Origin of the sequence: Leucobacter albus (assembly GCF_039528015.1) — a bacterium.
Classification (GTDB): Bacteria; Actinomycetota; Actinomycetes; order Actinomycetales; family Microbacteriaceae; genus Leucobacter; species Leucobacter albus.
The window spans coordinates 50,072-74,037 of the sequence record NZ_BAAAKZ010000009.1 but is presented as its reverse complement, the minus strand read 5'-3'; the positions used below and the strand labels follow the sequence as shown (position 1 = coordinate 74,037).

General features: G+C 65.5%; 22 protein-coding genes and 1 tRNA gene. 20 read left to right on the top strand and 3 right to left on the bottom strand.

From position 1 onward, the window contains the following. Positions 1–17 precede the first annotated feature (17 nt). Both ABD115_RS10845 and ABD115_RS10840 read left to right on the top strand, forming a co-directional pair. Entirely contained in the window at positions 18–356 is a 339-nt protein-coding gene (locus tag ABD115_RS10845; protein WP_343960770.1) for a homocysteine S-methyltransferase family protein, read from the top strand. A 70-nt stretch (positions 357–426) separates the two neighbouring features. Continuing rightward, the gene (locus ABD115_RS10840; protein ID WP_343960768.1) at positions 427–1,338 is read left to right on the top strand and encodes a hypothetical protein; all 912 of its coding nucleotides are present in this window, start codon (positions 427–429) and stop codon (positions 1,336–1,338) included. Positions 1,339–1,448: 110 nt separating this feature from the next. Here the strand turns inward: ABD115_RS10840 and ABD115_RS10835 are convergent, their stop codons facing one another. Then, the gene (locus ABD115_RS10835; protein ID WP_343960767.1) at positions 1,449–2,300 is read right to left on the bottom strand and encodes a CPBP family intramembrane glutamic endopeptidase; all 852 of its coding nucleotides are present in this window, start codon (positions 2,298–2,300) and stop codon (positions 1,449–1,451) included. A gap of 337 nt (positions 2,301–2,637) precedes the next feature. Between ABD115_RS10835 and ABD115_RS10830 the strand changes: the two genes are divergently transcribed. The 13 genes from ABD115_RS10830 (at position 2,638) to ABD115_RS10770 (ending at position 18,013) form a co-directional block, all read left to right on the top strand. Next, positions 2,638–4,269 (top strand): peptide ABC transporter substrate-binding protein, encoded by a 1,632-nt coding sequence (locus tag ABD115_RS10830; protein WP_343960765.1) that lies wholly within the window; start codon positions 2,638–2,640, stop codon positions 4,267–4,269. A 186-nt stretch (positions 4,270–4,455) separates the two neighbouring features. Beyond that, positions 4,456–5,382 (top strand): ABC transporter permease, encoded by a 927-nt coding sequence (locus tag ABD115_RS10825; protein ID WP_343960764.1) that lies wholly within the window; start codon positions 4,456–4,458, stop codon positions 5,380–5,382. Next, positions 5,375–6,340, top strand: coding sequence for an ABC transporter permease (locus tag ABD115_RS10820; protein WP_343960763.1), 966 nt, complete (start codon positions 5,375–5,377; stop codon positions 6,338–6,340). Before ABD115_RS10825 ends, ABD115_RS10820 begins: the two co-directional genes overlap by 8 nt. Before the next feature lie 8 nt (positions 6,341–6,348). Further along, positions 6,349–8,157, top strand: a complete 1,809-nt coding sequence (locus tag ABD115_RS10815) for a dipeptide ABC transporter ATP-binding protein (RefSeq protein ID WP_343960762.1) — start codon at positions 6,349–6,351, stop codon at positions 8,155–8,157. Between the two features lie 152 nt (positions 8,158–8,309). Continuing rightward, on the top strand, positions 8,310–9,935 hold the full coding sequence (locus ABD115_RS10810; protein WP_382389465.1) for an ABC transporter substrate-binding protein: 1,626 nt from the start codon (positions 8,310–8,312) through the stop codon (positions 9,933–9,935). 64 nt (positions 9,936–9,999) lie between these two features. Then, entirely contained in the window at positions 10,000–11,073 is a 1,074-nt protein-coding gene (locus tag ABD115_RS10805) for an ABC transporter permease (RefSeq protein WP_343960760.1), read from the top strand. A gap of 1 nt (position 11,074) precedes the next feature. Further along, on the top strand, positions 11,075–12,124 hold the full coding sequence (locus ABD115_RS10800; RefSeq protein ID WP_343960759.1) for an ABC transporter permease: 1,050 nt from the start codon (positions 11,075–11,077) through the stop codon (positions 12,122–12,124). Continuing rightward, positions 12,121–13,836 carry a dipeptide ABC transporter ATP-binding protein gene (locus ABD115_RS10795; protein WP_343960758.1) on the top strand — a complete coding sequence of 572 codons (1,716 nt, stop codon included), beginning with the start codon at positions 12,121–12,123 and terminating at the stop codon, positions 13,834–13,836. Before ABD115_RS10800 ends, ABD115_RS10795 begins: the two co-directional genes overlap by 4 nt. A gap of 245 nt (positions 13,837–14,081) precedes the next feature. Next, a complete protein-coding gene (gene typA / locus ABD115_RS10790) occupies positions 14,082–15,986 on the top strand; it encodes a translational GTPase TypA (protein WP_343960757.1) in 1,905 nt (634 codons plus the stop codon). Between the two features lie 138 nt (positions 15,987–16,124). Continuing rightward, positions 16,125–16,769: a CG0192-related protein gene (locus ABD115_RS10785; RefSeq protein WP_343960756.1), complete on the top strand. Its 645-nt coding sequence runs from the start codon at positions 16,125–16,127 to the stop codon at positions 16,767–16,769. An 82-nt stretch (positions 16,770–16,851) separates the two neighbouring features. Then, positions 16,852–16,925: transfer RNA gene (locus tag ABD115_RS10780), tRNA-Pro, on the top strand. A gap of 136 nt (positions 16,926–17,061) precedes the next feature. Next, complete coding sequence (locus ABD115_RS10775) at positions 17,062–17,601, top strand: hypothetical protein (RefSeq protein WP_343960755.1); 540 nt, start codon at positions 17,062–17,064, stop codon at positions 17,599–17,601. A gap of 88 nt (positions 17,602–17,689) precedes the next feature. Beyond that, a complete protein-coding gene (locus tag ABD115_RS10770) occupies positions 17,690–18,013 on the top strand; it encodes a hypothetical protein (RefSeq protein WP_343960754.1) in 324 nt (107 codons plus the stop codon). 212 nt (positions 18,014–18,225) lie between these two features. Here the strand turns inward: ABD115_RS10770 and ABD115_RS10765 are convergent, their stop codons facing one another. Further along, positions 18,226–19,527 carry a HipA domain-containing protein gene (locus tag ABD115_RS10765; protein WP_343960753.1) on the bottom strand — a complete coding sequence of 434 codons (1,302 nt, stop codon included), beginning with the start codon at positions 19,525–19,527 and terminating at the stop codon, positions 18,226–18,228. After that, entirely contained in the window at positions 19,524–20,147 is a 624-nt protein-coding gene (locus ABD115_RS10760; protein ID WP_343960752.1) for a helix-turn-helix transcriptional regulator, read from the bottom strand. Before ABD115_RS10760 ends, ABD115_RS10765 begins: the two co-directional genes overlap by 4 nt. A 391-nt stretch (positions 20,148–20,538) precedes the next feature. Here ABD115_RS10760 and ABD115_RS10755 point away from each other — a divergent pair, with 391 nt between their 5' ends. The 5 genes from ABD115_RS10755 to ABD115_RS10735 all read left to right on the top strand — a co-directional run bounded on the left by ABD115_RS10755 (position 20,539) and on the right by ABD115_RS10735 (position 23,921). Next, positions 20,539–20,778, top strand: coding sequence for a hypothetical protein (locus ABD115_RS10755; protein WP_343960751.1), 240 nt, complete (start codon positions 20,539–20,541; stop codon positions 20,776–20,778). 1 nt (position 20,779) lies between these two features. Beyond that, complete coding sequence (locus tag ABD115_RS10750; RefSeq protein ID WP_343960749.1) at positions 20,780–21,154, top strand: hypothetical protein; 375 nt, start codon at positions 20,780–20,782, stop codon at positions 21,152–21,154. Continuing rightward, on the top strand, positions 21,120–21,449 hold the full coding sequence (locus ABD115_RS10745) for a hypothetical protein (RefSeq protein WP_343960748.1): 330 nt from the start codon (positions 21,120–21,122) through the stop codon (positions 21,447–21,449). The genes ABD115_RS10750 and ABD115_RS10745 overlap by 35 nt, the downstream gene beginning before the upstream one ends. A 186-nt stretch (positions 21,450–21,635) precedes the next feature. Next, positions 21,636–22,502, top strand: a complete 867-nt coding sequence (locus ABD115_RS10740; RefSeq protein ID WP_343960747.1) for an Ig-like domain-containing protein — start codon at positions 21,636–21,638, stop codon at positions 22,500–22,502. 81 nt (positions 22,503–22,583) lie between these two features. Further along, entirely contained in the window at positions 22,584–23,921 is a 1,338-nt protein-coding gene (locus ABD115_RS10735; RefSeq protein ID WP_343960746.1) for a leucine-rich repeat domain-containing protein, read from the top strand. The last annotated feature ends 45 nt before the right edge of the window (positions 23,922–23,966 follow it).

Below are 23,966 nucleotides of genomic sequence, written 5' to 3'. Positions count from 1 at the left end.
CTGACCCCGAGATCTCGGTGAACGGTGCCGTCGGCCCCCGCTGGGATGAGTTCGTCGCGGCGGTCGATCGCGCGACGTCGTGCTCCGCGCTTGGGTACGGGGTGAACTGTGGGCACCCTGACGAGGTGGCCGCGGGGCTCGACACGGCCGCACCCGAGACGAGCCGGTTGCTCGGGTGTCGCCTGAATGCCGCGCGACAGGGTGAAGCAGGCGCGGGTGACCCGCCGAAATCGTTCGCCAGTGCCTGCGTGCGAGTCGCTAAGCTCGCCCCGAGTGCGACGGCCTGGGGCGGCTGCTGCGGCACTGACACGCCCCACATCAGCGCGCTGCTCGAGGCCTGGGGAGACGCGGCGTAGCGGGCGGTGGGAGCCGGGCGCGGCGCCGACTCGATCTGGGAATTCAGGTGAAGTCGTTTAGGCTGTTCGTGTGAGTAGAGACCCCCTGGAAGAACTCTTTGGCCCGCTTGACTCCGACGACGCCGAGACTGGCGCGGTCGAGACGGCGGCCAACGACGACGCGACCACGGCCGCTACGCGCGCCTTCGAACCGGCACCGGCTGTGCCCAAGCGCACTCAGGCCAGCCCCGAACCTGCGCCGAGGGCCGTGCCGCACGAAGCAGCTCCGACCGCCGCAACCGCGGCCATTGGCACCGCACAGCGGGCAGCGGCGACCCCGGCGCCTGCTCCGGTCAGGCCGCGCATTCAGGCCCCCGAGCCGGTCTCACCGAGGGCCCGCGCGCAGCGCAGCGCCCCTGACGATCTGCAGACCCGCCCCGTGCCGGCAGGCGGGAAGCGATCGGTCGCGGCCCTGCCCTGGATCATTGTCGGAGCCGTCGCTGCAATCGCCCTCGTAGGCTCGCTCATCGTGGTGAACGCACTGCGCGGCGACGAGGCGAAGCCCGAACCGACGAGCGAGGCGCCTGCTCCACAGCCCTCCGACACCGAAGAGCCTGAGACCGAGGCGCCAGAGCCGACAACCGAGAAGCCGGTCACTGACGAGGCTCCCAAGGTTGACGTCGGCCCGAACCCCATTCACATGGAGATCTCGTACGCGAACATCTCGGTCGACTCGTCGCAGAAGCTGACGCGACCGCAGTGGCAGTACATCGCCGGCCCGCCTGTGCGGGTGATGTTCGAGAGCGGGCTCATGAACTCGTTCCCCGACTCGTGCGCGGCCATGCGCAGCCCGGAGCTGCAGAGCCCCTGGGGCATCGAGCAGGGCGAAGACGGCAAGTGGACGGTTGTGCGGCCGGCGGGCACGTGCGCGGCTGACCCCGAGCTCTACGACGAGGTCTGGGGCCTGATGCAGGCCGTCGCCGACAGCGTGAAGCCGCTCTAGGGCAATCGGGCGCGGCGAGCACAATCGCGCTCGCCGCGCTCAAGCGGCCGGGGCGCTCGCTGGGTGGCAGGCGCGGCTCGGCCGCGTTCGGCGCGTGGTTAGCAGCGTGGTTAGCCGAAGAGCTGCGGCCAGAGCGCGAGCGCGAGCGGGTAGCCGACGAAGCTGACGATGTCGAGCAGCAGGTGCGCGACGACCAGGGGGAGGGATCGACCCCAGCGCTGGTATGCCCAGCCGAAGACGATGCCCATCACGACGTTGCCGATGAAGCCACCGAAGCCCTGATACAGGTGGTAGCTGCCGCGCAGCAGCGCGCTCGCAATGATCGTGGCCCAGATGCCGACCCCGAGCCGCTTGAGCCGATCGAAGAGGTAGGCGACGACGATGAGCTCTTCGGTCACGGCCGCGCGCAGCGCCTGAAGCACCAGCACGGGCACTGTCCACCAGTATGCGTCGAGCGCCGTGGGCACGACGGTGGTGTTGATGCCGATCCACTTCGCGAACAGGTAGAACGCGAGCCCCGGTATGCCGATTGTGGCCGCGAGCAAAAACCCGTGCCCAGACTCGCGCAGCCACGGCCAGCCGCCGCGCCCGCTGGCGAACTGCGCGAAGCTCGTGCCGCCTGGCGCTCCGGTCAGGCTGAGCGGGCGCGCCCCGAGGCCGAGGTCGCCGAGGTGGGGCTTTCGGTCGCGCCACAGCAGAAAAGCCACGAGCGCGACGGGTGCGAGCCCGCCGACGATGCCGAGCATCTGATAGGCGAGGTCGAAGTACTGCTGGTTTGAGAGCGGTCGGTTGATGGTCGCGGTCTGGTTCGCGAGGGTTGTCTCTTGCGCGAGGCGTTCCAAGATCGTGATGATCGCCCGCGCGCCCGCGTAGCCGAACGAGAGCGCGAGCACGATCGCGAGCTCCCAGCGCAGCTTCGGGCGTTGGGCGGGCGGCGCGATTTGTCGGTGGTGTGCGGTCACGGTCTCAGCGTAGCCGGGCTGGTTGCGGCCGGCATAGGGGCGGCATCTCGAGATCGCTTCGCGCGGAGTGGCTGCCTACTGTCTATGGAGGCCAACAGCCGCGGTATGCCGCATGTATTGCAGGTTTCGCACAAGTTTTCACGCGACATCGTTCGTTGCTTTGGCCGCGCATCGTCGCTCGGTTACGAGTGAGTCACGAGGGGTCACAAGATTCGCATAGCCTGCGAGCTGTGGCCTAAACTGCTCAACGGAAATACCTACATACTCTGCACCCATTTTCCGATGTGCATCGCACGTGTTTTATGTATGGGGCAGGGTCAATACAAGGAGGAAACCAGTGAAGCGTTCACGCATCGGGCTGGGCATTGTTGCCCTTGCCGCAGCGGGCTCCCTGGCACTTGCCGGTTGCTCGACCGGCGGAGGCGACAAGGGTGGAGAGACGGGCGGCGGCAGCGCCTTCGTCACGACGAACGGCTCGGAGCCGGAAAGCGGCCTGATCCCTAGCGACACCAACGAGGTCGGTGGCGGCAAGATTCTTGACGTCATGTTCTCGGGTCTCGTCGCGTACTCGGCTGACGGCACCCCGGAGAACGAGCTCGCTGAGTCGATCGAGGCAAACGCCGACTCGACTGAGTTCACGATCAAGATCAAGGGTGGCACGAAGTTCACCAACGGAGACCCCGTCACCGCTGAGTCGTTCACTAAGGCGTGGAACGACGCGGCGCAGGCATCGAACGCTCGCAAGAACCAATCGTGGTTCGCGAACATTCAGGGCTTCAACGAGGCTGAGGACTCGGAGCTCACCGGCCTCGAGGTCGTCGACGAGACCACGTTCGTGGTCAAGCTGAACAACGCGCAGGCAGACTTCCCGCTGCAGCTCGGCTACTCGTCGTTCTACCCGCTGCCCGCAGCGGCGTTCGACGACAAGGGTGCGGTGACCGCTGAGTTCGGCCAGGCCCCGATCGGTAACGGCATGTACAAGCTCGCAGGCGACTCGGCGTGGCAGCACGACGTGCAGATTGAGCTCGTGAAGAACGAGGACTACGCTGGCCCCCGCGAGGTAGCCAACGACGGTCTCACCATCATCTTCTACGCGAACCAGGATGCGGCGTACGTTGACCTGCAGGACGGCAAGCTCGACGTGCTCGACGCCATCCCCGAGTCGGCATTCGCGAGCTACGAGACCGACCTTGACGGCCGCACCGTTAACCAGGCCGCAGCGATCGTGCAGACCTTCACCATCCCGGAGACCTTCGAGCACTTCAGCGGCGAAGAGGGCAAGCTGCGCCGCCAGGCAATCTCGATGTCGTTCGACCGCGACGAGATCACCGACGTGATCTTCGACGGCACCCGCACCCCCGCCGTTGACTTCACCTCGCCGGTGATCAACGGCTGGAGCGACGACCTCAAGAACGTCGCCTCGGTGAAGTACGACCCCGAGCAGGCGAAGAAGCTGTGGGCTGAGGCCGACGCAATCGCTCCGTGGTCGGGCTCGCTCGAGATCGCCTACAACGGCGACGGCGGGCACCAGGCCTGGGTCGACGCTGTTACCAACAGCGTGAAGAACACCCTCGGCATCGAGGCATCGGGCAAGCCCTACGCGACGTTCCAGGAGATCCGCTCCGAGGTCACCGGCCGCACCATCCAGACCGCGTTCCGCACCGGCTGGCAGGCTGACTACCCGGGTCTCTACAACTTCCTCGCACCGCTCTACCAGACCGGCGCAGCCTCGAACGACGGCGACTACTCGAACCCCGAGTTCGACGCGCTGCTCGCAGAGGGCCTCTCCGAGAGCGACGTCGACGCCGCGAACGCGAAGTTCGAGGCAGCGCAGGAGATTCTGCTGCAGGATCTCCCGGCGATCCCGCTGTGGTACTCCAACGTCGTTGGCGGCTTCGGCACCGACGTTGACAACGTCACGTTCGGCTGGAACTCGGTTCCGCTGTACAACGAGATCACCAAGAAGTAAGCAATTGCTTCACCGAAGCCCCGGACTGCGCGTCCGGGGCTTCGGCCCGTTCGGGAGCGCGATGCTCCCGAACGGATCCCAATCTTGCGAACGAGAGAACACCGTGGTTCTCGTTCCGCTTCGCGCCACAACTGCGAGAGAAATACGCATTATGTTTACCCACATTCAGCAACGAGGGGGAGTGACGTGCTGAGATACATTATTTTCCGTATTCTGCAGGTGATCCCTGTGCTCCTGGGCACCACCTTCCTCATCTACTTCATGGTCTTCGCCATGCCAGGCGATCCGATCCTCGCCATGTTCGGTGACAAGACCCCGAGCGCCGCTCAGCTCGAGCGACTGCACGAGCAGTACAACCTCGACAAGCCGTTCATCGTGCAGTATCTGATCTACCTCAAGGGCGTCTTCGTCGGCGACTTTGGCACGAGCTTCTCGGGCCAACCGGTCGCAGATATCCTCGCTCGCACCTTCCCGATCACGGCGACGCTCGCGATCATGGCGATCGCGATCGAGTTCATCCTCGCAGTCGTCATCGGTCTGTTCTCGGGTCTGCGCAAGGGCAAGCTGTTCGACAACGTCAACCTCATCATCGGCCTCGTCTTTATGAGTGTGCCGATCTTCGTGATCGCGTTCATCGCGCAGTACACCCTCGGGTTGAACCTCAAGTGGTTCCCCGCGACGGTCGGCTCCGACACCTCGATCAAGGCGCTGTTGCTCCCCGCGATTGTCCTCGGCATCAGCCTGTACGCGACCTCGATGCGCCTGACGCGCTCCTCAGTGATCGATACGCTGAACCAAGACTTCGTGCGCACGGCATACGCCAAGGGTCTGTCCCGCGGCCGCGTTGTGCCCGTGCACGTGCTGCGTAACTCGCTCATTCCGACGATCACGAACAGCGCCGCGAACTTCGGTGTGTTGCTCGTCGGCGCGACCGTGACCGAGGGCATCTTCAACGTGCCGGGTGTCGGTAACACGCTCTACCAGGCCATCATTCGCGGTGAGAACGCGACCGTCGTGTCGTTCGTCACGGTGATGGTGCTCGTCTACCTGGGCGTGAACCTGGTCGTCGACCTGTTCTACGCCGTGCTTGACCCGAGGATTCGCTATGCCTGAGCCTAAGAACAACGCACAGAACCCCCGCCTCGAGCACTTCGTGGCGCCCGTCGAAGAGACCCCCGTCGCCGCAGTCGATGCGGTGCGGGTCGAGGGCAAGAAGGCAACGCTCTGGAGCGACGCCTGGCGCGATATGCGCAAGCGCCCGATGTTCTGGATTTCGGCCGTGATCATCTTGCTCGTGCTCGTCGTTTCGGCGTTCCCGACGCTATTCACGCAGATCGATCCGCGCTCCTGCTCGCTTGCGTTCTCGAACCAAGACCCGGCAGCTGGCCACCCGCTCGGCTTCGACAAGCAGGGCTGCGATATTTACTCCCGTGTGATTCACGGCACGTCGACCTCCGTTTCGGTCGGCCTCTCCGTGATCGTCTTGACCTTTGTGGTCGGCACGATCATGGGCGCGCTCGCCGGGTACTTCGGCGGCTGGGTCGACACGGTGCTGTCGCGTCTCGGCGACGTCTTCTTCTCGATTCCCTACATCCTCGCTGCCGTCGTCGTGATGAGCGTGCTCTCCGCGCACCGCAACATCTTCGTCATCGCGCTAGCGATCGGCGCGTTCTCGTGGCCGGTGACGGCGCGTATCTTGCGCGCCGAGATTCTCCGGGTGAAGAACAGCGACTACGTGATGGCCTCCGAGGCCCTGGGCCTCTCACGGTTCAAGACCCTCGTGAAGCACGTGCTGCCGAACTCGATCGCTCCGGTGATCGTGGTCACGACGCTGTCACTGTCGGCGGCGATCGTTGCCGAGGCGACGCTGTCGTTCCTTGGTGTTGGGCTCCCTCCGGGGCAGTTCCTCAGCTGGGGTAACGATATTTCCGCGGCTCAAACGCAGCTGCGCACCAGGCCGCAGAACCTCATTTACCCGTCGATCGCGCTCACGATCACCGTGCTCGGCTTTATTATGCTGGGCGAGGTCGTGCGCGACGCGCTCGATCCGAAGGCGAGGGCCCGACGATGAGTGACGAAATGACAACCCCGCAGGAAGGGCGCGCCGCGATGAACGAGCCGCTGCTCAGCGTTCGCGACCTTCGCGTCGCGTTCGGCACCAAGAAGCAACCCAACGAGGTCATCCACGGCATCGGCTTCGATGTCTACCCAGGAGAGACCGTCGCGATTGTCGGTGAGTCGGGCTCCGGTAAATCGACAACCATGCACGCGGTCATCAACCTCCTTCCCGGTACGGGCAAGATCACCGACGGCTCGGTGCGCTGGAACGGGCGAGAGCTCGTCGGTGTCGGCCGGCGCGAGATGGAGTCGATCCGCGGCCGCGAGATCGGGCTCGTTCCGCAAGACCCAATGTCGAACCTCAACCCAGTGTGGTCCATTGGCTTCCAGGTCGAGGAGGCCGTTCGTGCGAACGGGCTCGCCAAGACCAAGAAAGAGGCCAAGGCGCGCGCGATCGAGGTGCTCGAGCAGGCAGGTCTGCAAGACGCCGAGCGTCGCATGCGGCAGTACCCGCACCAGTTCTCCGGAGGCATGAAGCAGCGCGCCCTCATCGGCATCGGGCTCTCGGCGAGCCCGCAGCTGCTCATCGCCGACGAGCCGACCTCCGCGCTCGACGTCACCGTGCAGCGCGTTGTGCTCGACCATCTTGAGACGCTCACGAGCGAGCTCGGCACCGCCGTGGTCTTCATTACGCACGATCTCGGCCTCGCCGCGGAGCGCGCTGAGAAGCTCATCGTGATGTACAAGGGCAACATTGTCGAGTCGGGCCCGAGTCGCGAGATTCTTCAGGATCCGCAGCACCCCTACACGAAGCGGCTCGTCGCCGCTGCCCCCAGCCTTGCCTCCCGCCGCATCGGTGCGAGCGCAGCGCTGCCCGCGGCCCCGACGAGCACCTTCGACGTCGCGGCGCTCGCGGTTGCGGAGTCGCGGCAAACGAAGCCGGGCGAGCCCGTCATCGAGGTCGAGAACCTGCGCAAGGTGTACAAGCTGCGCAAGGGCAACTTCGGCCACGAAGACTTCGTCGCCGTCGACGGCGCGAACTTCACCATTCGCAAGGGCGAGACGCTCGCGCTCGTCGGCGAGTCTGGGTCGGGCAAGTCGACGATCGCAAAGATGGTGCTGCAGCTCGAGAAACCGACGTCTGGCACCGTGCGCATTGATGGTAAGGAGACCGGGTCGCTGAGCCCGCGCGAGCTCTTCGAGCTGCGCGGAAAGCTGCAACCTGTGTTCCAAGACCCGTACGGGTCGCTCGACCCGCTGCGCAACATCGGCAACACGATCATGGAGCCGCTGAACATCCACAAGATCGGCGACATGGCGAGCCGCAAGCGGCGCGTTGACGAACTGCTCGATCAGGTGTCGTTGCCGCGCGAACTCGCGACGCGCTACCCGAACGAGCTCTCAGGCGGCCAGCGTCAGCGCGTCGCGGTTGCGCGCGGCCTAGCGCTCAAGCCCGAGATTCTCGTGCTCGACGAGGCCGTGTCGGCGCTCGACGTGCTCGTGCAGGCGCAGGTGCTCGACCTGCTCGCCGAGCTGCAGCGCGACCTGGGTCTGACCTACCTGTTTATTACGCACGACCTGGCTGTTGTGCGGCTGATCGCCGACCGAGTCTGCGTGATGCAGCAGGGCAAGATTGTCGAGCAGGCGACCACCGAGGAGGTGTTCGAGAACCCACAGATGGAGTACACGAAGAACCTCCTTGCGGCAATTCCCGGCGCCTCGATCGAGCTCGGCCACGGCCGCAGCGGCGATCACGTGGCGCACACGCCGCTCGCCGCGCCCGGTGCCGCACCGTTCGCCGGTGGGGGCCAGGCAGGGGCAAACGGCTAGAAAATGCCAGCCACAGCACGCTGAGGCTGTGCGCAGGTCACAATTGGTGGGCCATTGTTACGAGCGTATTCTCGCTCGGGGCAGTGGCCCACTAGTGTGTGAGGTGAACCGCAATCAATCGATGCGCGCGACGTAGAGCGCATGGGTTTCCAATGGAGGAAGAATTGAAGAAACGACTGTTCACATCGGTCGCCCTCGCGGGCACCGCGGCACTCCTGCTGAGCTCATGCTCCACCGGTGATTCTGGCGACTCCGGCGGCGGCGCGACGGGCGACGCTATCACGATTGGCACGACCGAAGTCGTCACCTCGCTCGACCCTGCTGGCGCCTATGACAACGGATCCTTCGCTGTCATGACGAACGTCTACCCCTTCCTGCTCAATAACCCGGTCGGCGAGTCGACCGTCGAGGGCGACATTGCAGAGTCGGCCGAATTCACGGCCCCGACCGAGTACACGGTCACCCTCAAGCCCGGCCTGACCTTCGCAAACGGCAACGAACTGACGAGCTCCGACGTCAAGTTCACCTTCGACCGCCAGGTCGCAATCGCAGACCCGAACGGTCCGTCGAGCCTGCTCGCGAACCTTGAGAGCATCGAGACGCCCGACGACACCACGATCGTCTTCAAGCTGAAGTCTGAGAACGACCAGACGTTCCCGCAGGTGCTCTCGAGCCCCGTCGGCCCGATCGTCGACGAAGACGTCTTCCCAGCCGATGCGATCCTTGATGACAAGGAACTTGTCGCGGCGAACCCGTTTGCCGGCCCCTACGCGGTGACGAACTACGACAAGGGCAACCTCATCGCCTATAAGGCGTTCGAGGGCTATCAGGGGCTGTGGGGCGCGCCGAAGACCGACTCGATCAACATGAAGTACTTCGCAAACGAGTCGAACCTCAGCCAGGCGATCGAGACGAAGGCCGTCGACGTTGCCTTCCGCAACATCTCGGCGACCGATGTCGAGAAGTTTGAGGGCACCGACGGGCTGAACGTCATCAAGGGCCCGGGTGGCGAGATTCGCTACATCGTCTTCAACTTCAACACCATGCCGTTCGGCACCGGGGTCGAGGGAGCAGACCCGGCCAAGGCACTCGCCGTTCGCCAGGCCGTCGCAGACTCGCTCGACCGCCAGAAGATTTCGACGGGTGTGTTCAAAGACACCTACACCCCGCTCTACTCGTACATTCCCGAGGGGCTGCTCGGCGCCAACGAGTCGCTCAAGGGCCTGTACGGCGACGGTGAGGGTGGCCCAGACGCCGAGCGCGCGGCGAAGCGCCTTGCAGACGCGGGCGTTGAGACTCCGGTGAACCTGAGCCTGCAGTACGCGGGTGAGCGTTACGGCGCCGCGTCGGCTGAGGAATACGCGCAGATCAAGGCGCAGCTCGAGGCCGACGGGCTGTTCACGGTTGACCTCCAGTCGACCGAGTGGGGTCAGTACACGGAAGATCGCGTGAAAGATCTCTACCCGGCTCACCAGCTCGGCTGGTTCCCCGATTACTCTGACCCAGACAACTACCTCACGCCGTTCTTCTCGCCAGACAACTTCCTGGTGAACCACTTCGAGAACGCAGAAGTGACGAAGCTGATCGACCAGCAGCGTGTGACCGGTGACGAGACTGAGCGTGCCGCGCTGCTCGAACAGGCGCAGGATCTGCTCGCTGAGAACCTCTCGACGCTACCGATGCAGCAGGGTGCTCAGGTCGCGGTCGCCGTCGACGGGGTGGACGGGGTGACGCTCGACGCGTCGTTCAAGTTCCGCTTCGGTTCGCTCACGAAGTAACTCGGTGTCGGCAGCGGGCGGGGGCGTCGCGCCCGCCCGCTGTCACCGTGTGTGAGGAGCCAACATGGCAATTACTGAGGCGCTCCCGACTGAGAGCGTTGTTTCCAAGGCAAAGGGCGGTGGGCTCGGCCGCTTCATTCTGTGGCGCGCGGTACTCATCGTTCCCACCGTCTTCATTCTGGTGACGATGGTCTTTCTGCTCATGCGCACGCTCGGCAACCCGATCACCGCAGCGGTTGGCGATCGCCTGCCTCCCGCCGAGCTTGCCAAGCGCGTGGCTGAGGCGGGTTACGACCGGCCGCTGCTCGTCCAATACTTTGAATACCTCGGCCAGGTGTTCACCGGGAATTTCGGTGTGACCTTTAGCGACCGTCGCCCGGTGACCGAGGTACTGGTGACGTTCGGCGCTGCGACGCTCGAGCTCGCGGTGTACACGCTCATCGTCGCGCTGCTCGTCGGCATTCCGCTCGGCATGCTCGCGGCCTATTACCGCGACCGCGGCCCAGACGCCGTGCTCCGGGTGTTCGCCATCTTCACCTACGCGACACCGGTGTTCTTCTCGGGCCTCATCATGAAGCTCATCTTCGGGGTGTGGCTCGGCTGGCTTCCCGTCTCGGGGAGAGCGTCGATCGCGACCGAGTTGCAATTGCAAATGCTCGAGAACCCCACCGGCATCTATCTCATTGACGCGATCAGAACGGGCAACGCCGGCAATGTCCTCGACGTGCTCTCGCACGCGATCCTCCCGGCGCTCACGCTCGGCATGATGACCGCGGGCATCTTCCTCAGGCTCGTGCGCACGAACATGATCGCGACCGTCGGGCGCGACTTCATCGACTCGGGCCGCTCACGCGGCGTGACCGAGTTCAGGCTCGTGACCAAGCACGCGTTCCGCCCGGCGCTCATCCCGATCATCACCGTCATCGGGCTACAAATCGCGATGCTACTTGGCGGCGCGGTGCTCACCGAGACGACGTTCGAGTGGAAGGGGTTGGGCTTCCAGCTCGCCCACTACCTCAGCGCACGTGACTTCGTCGCGGTGCAGGGCATTGTTGCCCTGCTCGCCGTTATCGTCGCGCTGTCGAACTTCATTGTCGACGTCGTCGCAGCCCTCATCGACCCGCGAGTGAGGTACTGACATGACTACGCAACTCATTCCCACCCGCGCACCGCGCGAGCGCGGCTGGCACAACCTGCCGCTCGTCAAGCAGCTCAGGCAGAGCGTCGGCCTGCAGCGCGGCATGCTCGTCACCGGGCTGGTGCTGGTCGTGCTGTTCGCCGTCGTGGCGCTGTTCGCGCCACTGATTGCGCCCTATTCGTACTCCGCGCTCAGCGGGCCCGACGGCGACTTCGGTTCGCTCACGGCGCCGTCCGCGGCGCATCCCTTCGGCACGACGATCGCGGGATACGACGTGCTGTCTCGCGTCGTGTGGGGCGCCCGCACGGCGTTCCTCGTGATCCTGATCGCGGTCGTCAGCTCGATCTTTGTCGGCACGATGTTGGGCCTCGTATCGGGCTACCTCGGTGGCGTGCTCGACCGCGTGCTCGTCATGATCGCCGATGCGATCTACGCGTTCCCGTCGCTGCTGCTCGCGATCGTGCTGTCGATCGTGATCTCGGGGGGCCAATCGAGCCTCTGGGGCGGCATCTGGGCGGCGTCGCTGTCGATCACCGTGGTGTTCATTCCGCAGTACTTCCGCGTCGTGCGCTCCGAGGTGGTTCGTGTGAAGGCTGAGGCGTTCGTCGAGTCGGCGCGCGTCATCGGGTCGAGCCGGGCTCGCGTGATGTTCAAGCACGTGCTGCGCAACTCGACCCGATCGCTGCCGCTCGTGTTCACCCTGAACGCGTCGGAGGCGATCCTCACTCTCGCCGGCCTCGGCTTCCTCGGGTTTGGCATCGAACCGAACTCGGCGGCGGAGTGGGGCTACGACCTCAACAAGGCCATCGCCGACGTGACGAACGGCGTGTGGTGGACGAGCCTGTGGCCCGGCCTCGCGATCGTCCTGGTCGTGATGGGCCTCACCCTCACGGGTGAAAGCCTGAACGATCTTGCGGACCCGCGCCTGCGCAGCCGCCGCAAGGCGAAGGCTGGCAGCGGTGTCGTCGCGAACACCGCGATGACCGAAACGGTCGCAACCGACAGCTTGACCGGCGACGGCTCAACTCCATCCGAAGGGGGTGCGCGATGAACCACGTACTCGACATTCGTGACCTCGAGGTCACGTTCGCGACTGACCACGGCGACGTGAAAGCGGTCGACGGCGTCTCGCTCGCGGTGCAGCCCGGACGGGTGCTCGCCGTGGTCGGCGAGTCAGGCTCGGGCAAGACAGTCTCGGCGCGCACCGTGCTCGGGCTGTTGCCCGAGACCGCGGTTGCTCGCGGCTCCGTGCTGCTCGCCGCGCGCGACGGCAGTGGATCGAGCGACGTGCTGCAGCTGTCTGCAGACGCGTTGCGGGCCGTGCGCGGTCGCGACGTCGCGATGGTCTTTCAGGAGCCCTCGACAGCGCTGAACCCGGTCTACACGATCGGGTGGCAGATCGCCGAGGGGCTGCGCGCCCACGACAAGCTCTCAAAGAAGGAGCTTCGGGCGCGGGCGATCGAGATGCTCGCACTCGTCGGGCTGCCAGACCCCGAGGAGCGGGTCGACTACTTCCCACACCAGTTGTCGGGCGGGCAGAAGCAGCGCGTCATGATCGCGATGGCGCTCGCGCTGAAGCCCGGTCTCATCGTCGCCGACGAACCGACGACCGCGCTCGATGTGACGGTGCAGGCCGAGATCCTCGACCTGCTGCGCAAGCTTCGCGACGACCTCGGCACCGCGATCCTGCTCATCACCCACAACATGGGCGTCGTCGCCGACCTCGCCGACGATGTCGCGGTGATGTATCAGGGGAAGGTCGTCGAGCAGGCGCCCGTCGCCGAGGTGTTCGCGAACCCGCGGGAGGACTACACGAAGCAGCTGCTTGGTGCGGTGCTGAAGCTCGGCGATGGCCGCATCACCGCCGCCGATCGCGCCCCGGCGGGCGCGGCGGTTGCGGGTGAAGCAGCCGCGGCTGCCGAAGCGGCGCCGCTCGTGACCGCGCGCGGCCTCGAGATCCAATACCCCGGCAGGCTCGGCCGGCCCGGCTTCAAAGCCGTCAAGGGCGTCGACTTCGAGATTCGCGCGGGCGAGGTCTATGGCCTCGTCGGGGAGTCTGGGTCGGGGAAGTCGACGATCGGTCGCGCGATCGCGGGCCTCACCGACGCGACCGGTGGTTCGCTCTCGGTCCTCGGCCACGAAATGGTCGGGTTCAAAGAACGCTCCTTCAGGCCGCTGCGAAAGAGCATCGGCTTCGTGTTCCAAGACCCGGCGTCGAGCTTCAACCCGCTGCTCACGATCGCCGAGAATGTCGCCGAACCGCTCCTCGTACACCGCGTCGCGCGGAGCCTCGAAGCGGCCCGGCCGCGCGTTGACGCGCTGCTCGAGTCGGTGCAGCTGCCGCGCGCCTACGGTGACCGCTACCCGCACGAGCTGTCGGGCGGGCAGCGCCAGCGCGCGTCGCTCGCGCGCGGGCTCGCGCTCGACCCGAAGCTGCTCATCGCCGACGAGCCGACGAGCGCGCTCGACGTGTCCGTGCAGGCGCGCGTGCTCGAGCTGTTCACCGAGCTGCAGGCCGAGCTCGGGTTCGCGTCGCTGTTCATCACGCACGATCTCGCGGTCGTCGACGCGCTCGCCGACCGCGTCGGGGTGCTGTACCGGGGCGAGCTCGTCGAGAGCGGGCCAACCTCGGAGGTGCTGCGGGCGCCGCGTGAGACGTACACGCAGCGACTGCTCGCATCACTGCCCGTGCCCAATCCCGCTGAACAGGCCGAACGGCGCGAGCTCGCGCGAGCGCTGCGAGAAGCCGAGGGCGTGCAGTAATCCGACCGGCGCAGGCCATCGCAGAAGTAGGTCGCCGCTCGCATCCTTTCGGAGGCGGGCGGCGACCTACTACGCTAGAGGGGTACCGCGCCAGTATTCTGTGACGCGGACTCCAGGGGCAGCCGTCGCTCCGAGGCCCCTCGCGCCGCTTCGCAACTCGCGCATTTCCCGCGCGGGTCGCGCGTTGTGCCGTGAGCGGGTATGATAGAACGTTCGCTATTTTATGATCGTGAGGATCCACCCCTATGGCTCTTGCCACACGCGAAGACCTTCGTAACGTCGCCATCGTCGCACACGTCGACCACGGCAAGACCACGCTCGTTGACGCCATGCTGCGTCAGACGAACTCCTTCGACGCGCACGCCGATATGGACGACCGCGTCATGGACTCCAACGACCTCGAACGCGAGAAGGGCATCACCATTCTCGCGAAGAACACCGCGATCAGCTACGAGGGTGAGCACGCCAAGAACGGCCCGATCACCATCAACGTGGTCGACACCCCGGGCCACGCCGACTTCGGCGGCGAGGTCGAGCGCGCACTCTCGATGGTCGACGGCGTCGTGCTGCTCGTCGACTCGTCCGAGGGCCCGCTGCCCCAGACCCGCTTCGTGCTGCGCAAGGCGCTCGAAGCGAAGCACCCGGTGATCCTCGCCGTGAACAAGACCGACCGCCCCGACGCTCGGATCCCCGAGGTTGTTGGCGAGGCGCAGGATCTGCTGCTCGGCCTGGCGTCTGACATCGCCGAAGAACATCCCGACATCGACGTAGACGCGATCCTCGACGTTCCCGTCGTCTACCTCTCGGGCCGCGCAGGCGCCTCGAGCCTCACCGAGCCCGCGAACGGCACGCTGCCCGACGGCGACACCCTCGAAGCGCTCTTCGGCGTCATTCTCGAGCAGGTTCCCGCACCAACCTACGACGACGAGCACCCGCTGCAGGCGCACGTCACGAACCTCGACTCCTCGCCGTTCCTTGGCCGTATCGCGCTGCTGCGCGTACACAACGGCTGGATCCACAAGGGCGAGACCGTCGCCTGGGTGAAGAGCGATGGCACCCAGCAGAACGTGCGCATCACCGAGCTCATGCTCACCAAGGCGCTCACCCGCTTCCCGGCAGAGAAGGCCGGCCCCGGCGACATCGTCGCGATCGCAGGTATCGAGAACATCACCATCGGTGAGACCATCGCTGACGCAGAGGACACCCGTCCGCTGCCGCTCATCGAGGTCGATGAGCCCGCAATCTCGATGACCATCGGTGCGAACACCTCGCCGCTCGTCGGCAAGGTGAAGGGCCACAAGCTCACCGCCCGCATGATCAAGGATCGCCTCGACCGCGAGCTCATCGGTAACGTATCGCTGAAGGTGCTCGACACCGACCGCCCCGACGCGTGGGAGGTGCAGGGCCGCGGCGAGCTGGCACTGTCGATCCTCGTCGAGAACATGCGCCGCGAGGGCTTCGAGCTCACCGTCGGCAAGCCGCAGGTGGTCACGAAGGAGATCAACGGCAAGACCCACGAGCCCTACGAGCACCTCACCATCGATACGCCCGAGGAGCACCTCGGCGCGATCACGCAGCTGCTCGCAGCGCGCAAGGGCCGCATGGAGAACATGGTGAACAACGGCACCGGCTGGGTTCGCATGGAGTTCATCGTGCCCGCCCGTGGCCTCATCGGATTCCGCTCGGAGTTCATGACCACCACCCGCGGCACCGGCATCGCGAACGCGATCTCGCACGGCTACGACGAGTGGGCCGGCCAGATCGTCACCCGCAACAACGGCTCGATCGTCGCAGACCGCTCGGGTGTGGTCACGCCGTTCTCGATGATCAACCTGCAGGAGCGCATGAGCTTCTTCGTGCAGCCCACCCAAGAGGTGTACGAGGGCATGGTCATCGGCGAGAACTCGCGCTCCGAAGACATGGACGTGAACATCACCAAGGAAAAGAAGCTCACCAACATGCGTGCGGCTTCGTCGGATTCGTTCGAGTCGATGACGCCGCCCCGCGTGCTCACGCTCGAGGAGAGCCTCGAGTTTGCCCGCGAGGACGAGTGCGTTGAGGTGACCCCCGAGGTCATCCGTATCCGCAAGGTTGAGCTCGACGCGTCGCTGCGCGCCCGCTCGGCGTCGCGCCTGAAGAACCAAAAGTAGGCTTCCCGCCGATCTTTGGCAACGCCCTCACCGCGAGCATGTCTCGTGGTGAGGGCGTTCTTCGTTGGTGCCGCGAGCGTGGCTCAGTTGCCTGGCGTTTCTGGGTGCCGGGCCAGCGCCCCCGCGTATGATCGGGTCATGGCACTCCTCTACGCAAACACCACGCTCGTTCCCTCCAAGCTCGAGGTCATCGCCGAGTGGCTGCCGAAGCAGCCCTGGTTTACCGGCGACGTCTCACAGCTGACCCGCGTCTCGGGGTACCGCCTCGACGACCCCGAGGGTGAGGTTGGTATCGACGGCATTCTCGTTTCGGCGGGCGAAGACAAGGTCTACCACGTGCCGCTCACGTACCGCGGCGCGCCGCTCGACGGCGGTGAGGAGCACCTCGTCGGCACGATGGAACACGGCGTGCTTGGCACCCGCTGGGTGACCGCAGCGGCGGGTGACCCGGTGTACCGCGCCGTCGTTGCCCAGGTGATTGCGCAGGGCGGATCGGGCAGTGAGGAACTGCTGCACCAGCCCGACGGCAGTGCCGTAGCGCGCACCATCGAGATGCCGATTCACGGTTCGGGGGAGCAGGGCGCTCAGGTGCCCGAGATGTGGGCGGCCGAGGTCTCGGTCGCGGCAGGTGCCACCGTCGCGGCGACGGGGTTTGCGACACTGCGGGTGATCCACACCCCCGGCGCGGCTGCCGGTGATGCCGCGGCCCGCGGCGCCGTTGGCACGCTCACCGCGACCTGGCCGGGGCAGGAGACCCCCGTCGTCATCGCAACGCTCGACTAGCGCCGGCGACATGCTGGCCACCGCGCCGTTTTCGTTTTTCGCTGCCGAAGCGATAGAGTAGACCCTGCGCGAAAGCGTGAATCGGGATGTGGCGCAGTTTGGTAGCGCACGTCGTTCGGGACGACGGGGTCGCAGGTTCAAATCCTGTCATCCCGACGAAAAGGCCCGGAACATCGTTGAAATCTCAACGAAGTTCCGGGCCTTTGTCGTTTCCGTCTCCGGCCCGGGCGGGGCAGAGCCACGTTGCTCAGGAATGTGAGAGGCTTACCCCACACCGGAAAGTGGAGAACGAATGAAAGCCCTTGCACGACTCGTCGGCGCGACGACCGTAGCCCTGCTGCTCGCTGGGTGCGCACCCGGCGAGCCCAACTACTCCGCTGAGCCTATCGCCGGAGAGAAGCTGCGCGCTGGAATGAGCGCCGAGGCCGAGTTCTACGCCCCAGATGGCAAGACCAGCGGGAGCGTGAAAGCAACACTCACCGAATCCGACACCGAGCCAGGCTCGCTCAACGCCCAGCTCGAGTTCATCGACTTCGCCTCAGAACACGAGCAGCTGACCGTTGGCGGGTCGGTCGACCCTCGGGGCGACGAAGAGTGCTTCTCGCATGGGGAAGCAGGCGGCCTCATGCACATCGAGGCAGATACCGAACGCCGCGTGCGCGTCGGCGGCGGTACGTTCAACCCAGCGAGCTTCGACGTCGCGGCCGACATCGGGCTACTCCCCGCAACGCTGTCTCCGGCGAGCGAATACGGCCTGTACGAAATCGTTCTGCATGACTCGACCGGGTGCGGAACAATCCTGGCTGCTGCCGCCCTCGACTGGGGGCAGTGAAACGAGGCGAAGCGCCTCCGGGTAGCCAGAGGCCACGCTGGCATATCTCGATCTACCCAAGTTTTCTCATCAGATGTAGTCTGGCGGTATGCCGAACTACAGCCTCATCTTGATCGTTTTGGCCTGCGGGGTGGTCGCCGCCGGCATTGCGCTGCAGCTCTGGGGTATGGTCATGGTCACCCGGCACGCGGCGGGCGAGCGCATTTCGCTGCTGCGCCCCGACCCTGACGCGCCAATGTCGGTGAGGGCTTGGCTAGCTGGCGGCACAGTAGTCATGGGGGTAGGGTGCAGTTTGCTCGCGGGCGAGCGGGTGCTCCCGTGGTGGGCAATCGTCGGGCTGTACGTCGCGCTCGTTTTCCTTACGGTAGTCATGCCAGTGCTCGCCCACAACAGGCGAGTTCAGTCTGCCTGAGCACCGACGGCCGCATCCCTGACCACTCCCGTACCTTAGTTAGGTCGGGGCGTGTGTTCTCGTGCTGAAGTCTGCACAGCATTTGGTCAGTCAGGGGCGACGTCGCGCTCATCGCGCTCGGCTCGCTGAGGCCCTCCCCGATACCTTCCGAACGCTGCTCAACGGCGACATTCCCAGCGGTGCTCGCGATCGACTGCTGGCCTCCCCGCTGCTCACTGCCCGACGAGCAGGTCGCGCACCCGCAGCGTTTGTGCGTACGTCGCAAACGGGTAGAGGTGAACAGCTTCGAGCTCCTGTAGCGGCGCGGGGAGCGAATCGATGACCCCGGCAACCGTTGTCTGCAGCGTGGTCGCGATGCGAAGCGCGTAGTCGTCGAGATGCCCGTGGGGGAGCCGCGCGTCGCGCTCCAGAGCCCGGAGGCTGCTCGCGCCAAACGCGCCAAGTGTAGCCGCGCCTTCCACGGCGAACGCGAGCTCTAGACTGTCGTAGGCGTGGTAGTTTGCTGCCCGCACCACCTCGGGCTGCCCGAACGGAAGGGCAGAGTTGAGGTCGTAGAACGGCGAGAGAAAAGAAGACTCCGGGGTGTGGGTGAGCGAGTAGTTCTTCGCGTGGCCGTCATTGTGGCCAACGATCCACGAGAAGACGAGGCACTCTGCAAGCCGCCGCTTCGCACTCGCTGCAGCTGCGGGGGTGAGATCGCGGTCGAACACTTCGAAGAGCGCGTGGTAGTCGGGGCCATTGTCGCGCTCGTACTTGTTGAGATAGGAGGTGCCGGTAGCCTGCGCGAGGTCTTCTTGGTGCAGCCGGAGCACGCGCTCTACAGCGGGGGCGCGGTCGAACCTCTCAACGATGAGCACGTGTTCTCCGCCGAACATGCCGATCTCGGTGTTTGCCACGCTCAGGCCGAGTTTTGCTGCCACCCGCAACGTGATGTGCTCGGTGACGTCTGACCCGGGGTAGGCCTGCACCCCGGGCTTGAAAATATGGGTTGACGGGTGCCGCCCTGTGGGCTCGAACCACTCTCCGTCTCGTTGCGCGAGCGCAAACTTGCCCTGCGCTCCGCCGAGCGAAAACCCCTCCTCGACGCTGCGGTGCTCGAGCCAGTTCGAGTCGTCAGCTCTGATTTGGCGAACTCGCTCCGCGATCATGTCGTCGGTCACTGGGGTGAGGGCTGACTCGGTGCGTGGCGCGCTGCCGGCCGGGTGGAACTCGAGGGCGCCCGCAACGTCGGCGCCATAGACGGAGAGGAGGTCGAAGGCGCTGTCGCTCGTGAGCCTGGCTTCTCTCGCCCATCTCGTTTTGACGTCGGGGCGATCTGGGAGCAGGTTCTCCATGAAGCGCTTGGTTGTCTCTGCGGGGGCGACACCGCCCACAACAGGGAGTTGAACCGAGATGGGGGTTGGGTGATCTGCCGCGACATAATCGTCGAGATAGCGCAGTTGCAGGTTGTCGCCCCGCCGGGTGATCGTCGCGACGCGGCGCTCGTAGAGGTAAACGTCGAGAGCGTTCGTCATGCCCGCCCAGTGCTCTCGGGGTTGCGGGGTGAGGCTGCATCGGGTGAATTGCCGAGGTTGGGATCGCCGGCCTCGATTGCCGCGTTTAACACTGCTTGGCGTGCTTGGTGTGGGCTCAACTCGACGCCCTCACTGGCTGTGCTCTCCCGGAGGCGCGCGGATAGCTCGCCGAGCGCCGAGCGCCAGGAGGTGAGTGCCGCCGAGCTATCGACGTCGCGCGTTGATGCGCCCACCGCTGCTGCGACAGAAGAGAGGCTGAGGCTGATGTTCTGGATGGCAGGGTTGGTGATCGCAGACGTGTCAATACTGCGTGCTGCAGCGGCTGCGATGGCCGCGGAGTCGACGCTTCGCTCGGCGACGGTCTGCTCGGGCTCGGCACTCGCAGCGGCCGCGATCTCGGCCTGCGGTTGTGGGCCGGCAGCTGCGTCGAGGCGAATGCTGAGGTAATCAAAGATGCGCAGCACGGTGTGGAACGAAACGCCGGCGGCGCCGCGCTCGACACGAGCCAATGACTGCCGAGTGATGCCGATGGCTTCGGCGACCTCCTGCTGGGTGCGGCCCTGGGCATGCCGTTGAGTTTTGACCAATCGGGCAAGGTCGGCGGGCTTCTGAATGCGCATGTCGCCTCCCGTTCTCGATGGTGACACATCTCGTCGCATGATGTTAGTTAATAGTAACATGCGTGCAATGGCTGATATATCGAACCAAAGTACGAGGTTCGATATATCGCACTTCCTCACGATGTTGCGTTGTTCTTCCTTGCGCCGAGCTTGCGGATCCACACGGGAGCGCGCCAGCCACCGCTGCCTCGACCCGACCCAACTCAGCGTGCGGCGCGGCCCACGTTCCAGTCTTGAACGTGTTCGAACGGAATATCCGAACTCGAAAGCGGCGCATTGCGGTTGCGTGAGCCGCGGCGACGCTGCGACAGTTCCGGGAGGGGCGGTCGCATTCCCAGACACGTCAGCGTGCCGGCCTACTCGAACTGGCCACGAATGAGAGTGAGATCTTGTGAACCAAAAGTCAGCGGTACCCGGGTACATCGTCACGGGGGTCGGCCTTGTGCTCATCGCCGTGGGCCTTTATTGGGGCGTCATTGAAGGGTTCTACCAGCACGAGCTCCCCATGCTGCTCGGTGTGTTGGGCGGGGGAGCCCTGTTCGCATGGCTCGGGCAGCGCATGCTCCAGGCCGTGAAGCGCGGCCGAATTGAGCAGCGCATCGCCGAGCGCGACACGGAGGGCACGAACTAACATGGCTGCCATTGACGACAAGATGAATGCCCTGCATTTCTCGGCACCGACGGCCAAGAACGCCGAGCAAATCAGCCAGCTGCTTGCCGACGCCGCTGACCTTGCCGCAGCACTCGGCGGCAAGGTGACCCTCGCCTATTCTGCCCCGGGGCAGTACACGGGCATCGTGAAGAACTTCGTGCGCGTCGAACATGCGCGATTCACCGTCAGGCTCCTCCCCGGCGACGGCGGTGCGGGGCACACCGTGCAGTTCGCCGTTGACGATTACATGCGGGTGCGCGACACCGTGCTCGCGTTCATTCCGGTGTCGCCGTGGGGTGCACCCGCGTACAAGCCGCTGCGTGAGTTCGTGCAGCGAGTGCAAAACGCGCTCTGACCCCGGGCCCATCGGTCATTTTGCGCACGCGGCCGTGCTGGTCGCCTCGAGCACCCTGGGGCCCGCGCCGGCCGCCGAGGCAAGCAGCGCCAGCAACCTCACCATTGCCGAGTCGACCTGTACCGATGCTCGTATAGCGACGGTGCTCGTCGAAGGTCTGGTGCTCGACCGCCACCACACAGTCGACGAGCACGGCCTTGGGTACGAAACAATCGAGTTCGTTGTGACAGACGGGGTCGGGCGAGTGGGCTCTGGCCATTTCACGCATCCGGTAGGGAGCTTCCGGGCGTCGTGACGAGCACGCCGGCAGACTTCCAGCGCGCTGACGCGACGGGTTTCACCGGCTCGCTCGCCCCGTACGCCAGGGACTCAGGGGGGGGGGCGCCCGCTCACGTTTAGGCTCGCATCGCTGCCGCCCGAAGGTACGTTTGCGCTGAACACTGCCGGCGACTTCTACTACTCGTGGGGCGCGCTGCCAAAGGTGACCTTCGAGGTGCAGGTAGCGAGCACGACGGGCGTTTCTGCGCTGATTCCGGTCACGATCTCGCGCCTGCACGCCTCTGAGACCCTGCTCACGCCGAGCAGCAGCTCGGTGTCAGCCGGCGAGCCCGTGAGCCTGACAGCCAAGGTTGCGGGCGAGACTCCCGGGGCAGGGCCGACGGGCACCGTCACCTTCGCGACCACCGGCGGCGCGCCGCTCGGCAGCGCCTCGGTCTCGCCAGATGGCAGCGCGACCCTCTCGGGCGTGATGCTGCCACTCGGCGTGCACGAGGTCGGCGCCTCGTACTCAGGCGACGCAACTCACGCGGGCTCACTGGCCCCCAACGCGCAGATCACCGTGTCGAAGCAGGCGACTACGACGACGCTCACCGCGAGCACGGCGGCCGCGGAGGTCGGGGGCGAGCTGACGCTGAGCGCCGAGGTCACGGGAGGCAGCCCGACGGGCAGCGTCGAATTCGTGAGCGGCGAGACCTCGCTCGGCACCGCCACCCTGGCGGGTGGCGTCGCCACGCTCACGACGAAAGAGCTCACTGCCGGGGAGCACGCGCTTTTCGCGGTGTACTCGGGCGACGCGTCGCATGCTGCGTCGGAGTCGGCAGACGTGACAGTCGCTGTTGCCGCCGGCCGCGAAACCAAGCCGGTCGCCCCAGGCAGGCAAGTGGTCGCGCAGACCGGCGCTGGGCCGCAGGCTGAAACGCGAACACCCGTGATCGCTCAGACCGGCGCCGGGGCAGACTACAGAACGTGGGTCGCGGCAGGGGCCATGCTGCTAGGGGCGGCCGGCGCCGTTGTGCTGGCGCGGAGGCGAGGCAGGGCAGGCTCCTCGACTGTCACCGACCACAACTAGCAGTGGAAGGTGCGTAGGAAATTCATTGTCTATAAATATCAAACCTATCTTTTATAGAGAGGTTCGACTATGGTCAGCCGCATGAACCTTGCTACCGGTACATACCTTTCGCGTGCTAAGAGAGTCGCGAGCATTGGAGTAGCCGCCGGGCTCCTTCTCGCCGCGGTGACAGCCCCCGTCGCGGCGCACTCCGCCCCGGCAGACCCAGTGGTGTTTGCAGACGCCGCGCTCGAGACGTGCGTGCGCGAGTCATTGAATCCCCCCGTGGGCGGGGCGGTGACCGAAGCAGAGCTTGCGACGCTCGACAAGCTTTCATGTCGCGGGCGCGGAATCACCGACGTCACACCGCTCGCGCACGCCACGGGCCTGGTTCGGCTCGACCTCGCAGACAACCGCGTGACCAATCTGGCTCCTCTGTCAGGTTTACCCAAAGTGACGGAGCTCATACTCCGCGGCAACGGAATCTCAGACATCGCGCCGCTCGCCGGGATGCCCGCGCTCACCGACCTATATCTCAACCAGAATCAGCTCACTGACATTGCCTCGCTGGCAGAGGTGCCGACGCTGCGGGCAGTGCTGCTGCAGCGCAATAGCATTTCCGACGTCGAGGCACTCCGCGGGCTCGAGCATCTCGAAGTCGTGTATTTGGCACAAAACGCGATCAGAGATATCTCGCCGCTTGGGGGCTTGACGAAGCTGAAGACAGTTGACGCCACGTCCCAACGGCTGCCGCTTGTCGATGCCGACACGGGGGTTGTTATGCCTTCGCCGGTCATCGGCATCGACGGAGCTCCTGTGCCGCTCACTGTCGCCTCGGGCAACGGCGCCGCGAGCGGGAGCGGCATTACCTGGGGCGTCGACGGGTCAGGTGTTGCGCAATGGGAGTACTCCTTCGCCGTCGCCACTCCCACCGCGACCGGCAGGTTTTCGGGCAGCTTCGAGGTCAACGCAACGACGCCGGCGGCGGTCTCGCTCGAGGGCAATCCTGTCACGGGAGTCGTCGGAACGAAGTACAGCTTCGACTTCCTGCTGCGCGGCACCCCCACGCTTCCCCAGGTCTCCATTGTGAAGGGGGTGCTCCCTGAGGGGCTCGCGCTCTCGCAAACGGGGGCCTTGACGGGCCTCCCCACCCAGGCGGGCTCGTTTGATTTCGAGGTGTTGGTCACGAATGGCGCGGCCGAGAAGCGCTACGCGCTCACCGTCGTGATCACCGATAGCAAGACACCTCCGGGTGACGGCGACGAGGATACCGGCACCGGTGGCCCGGGTACCGGTGGCGGCACTGAAGGCGGCGAGGGCAACGCCGCACTTGCCAAGAGCGGCGCGGCTGCCCCTAGCGCCGTTGTTGGCGGATCCGCGGCCGCCCTGATCGCTGCGGGCGCGCTCGCACTGCTGCTGCGCAGGCGTCAGAGCATGTAGCGTCGCTCGCACGTATGCCCGGTCAGGCGGTCAGGCAATCAGGTG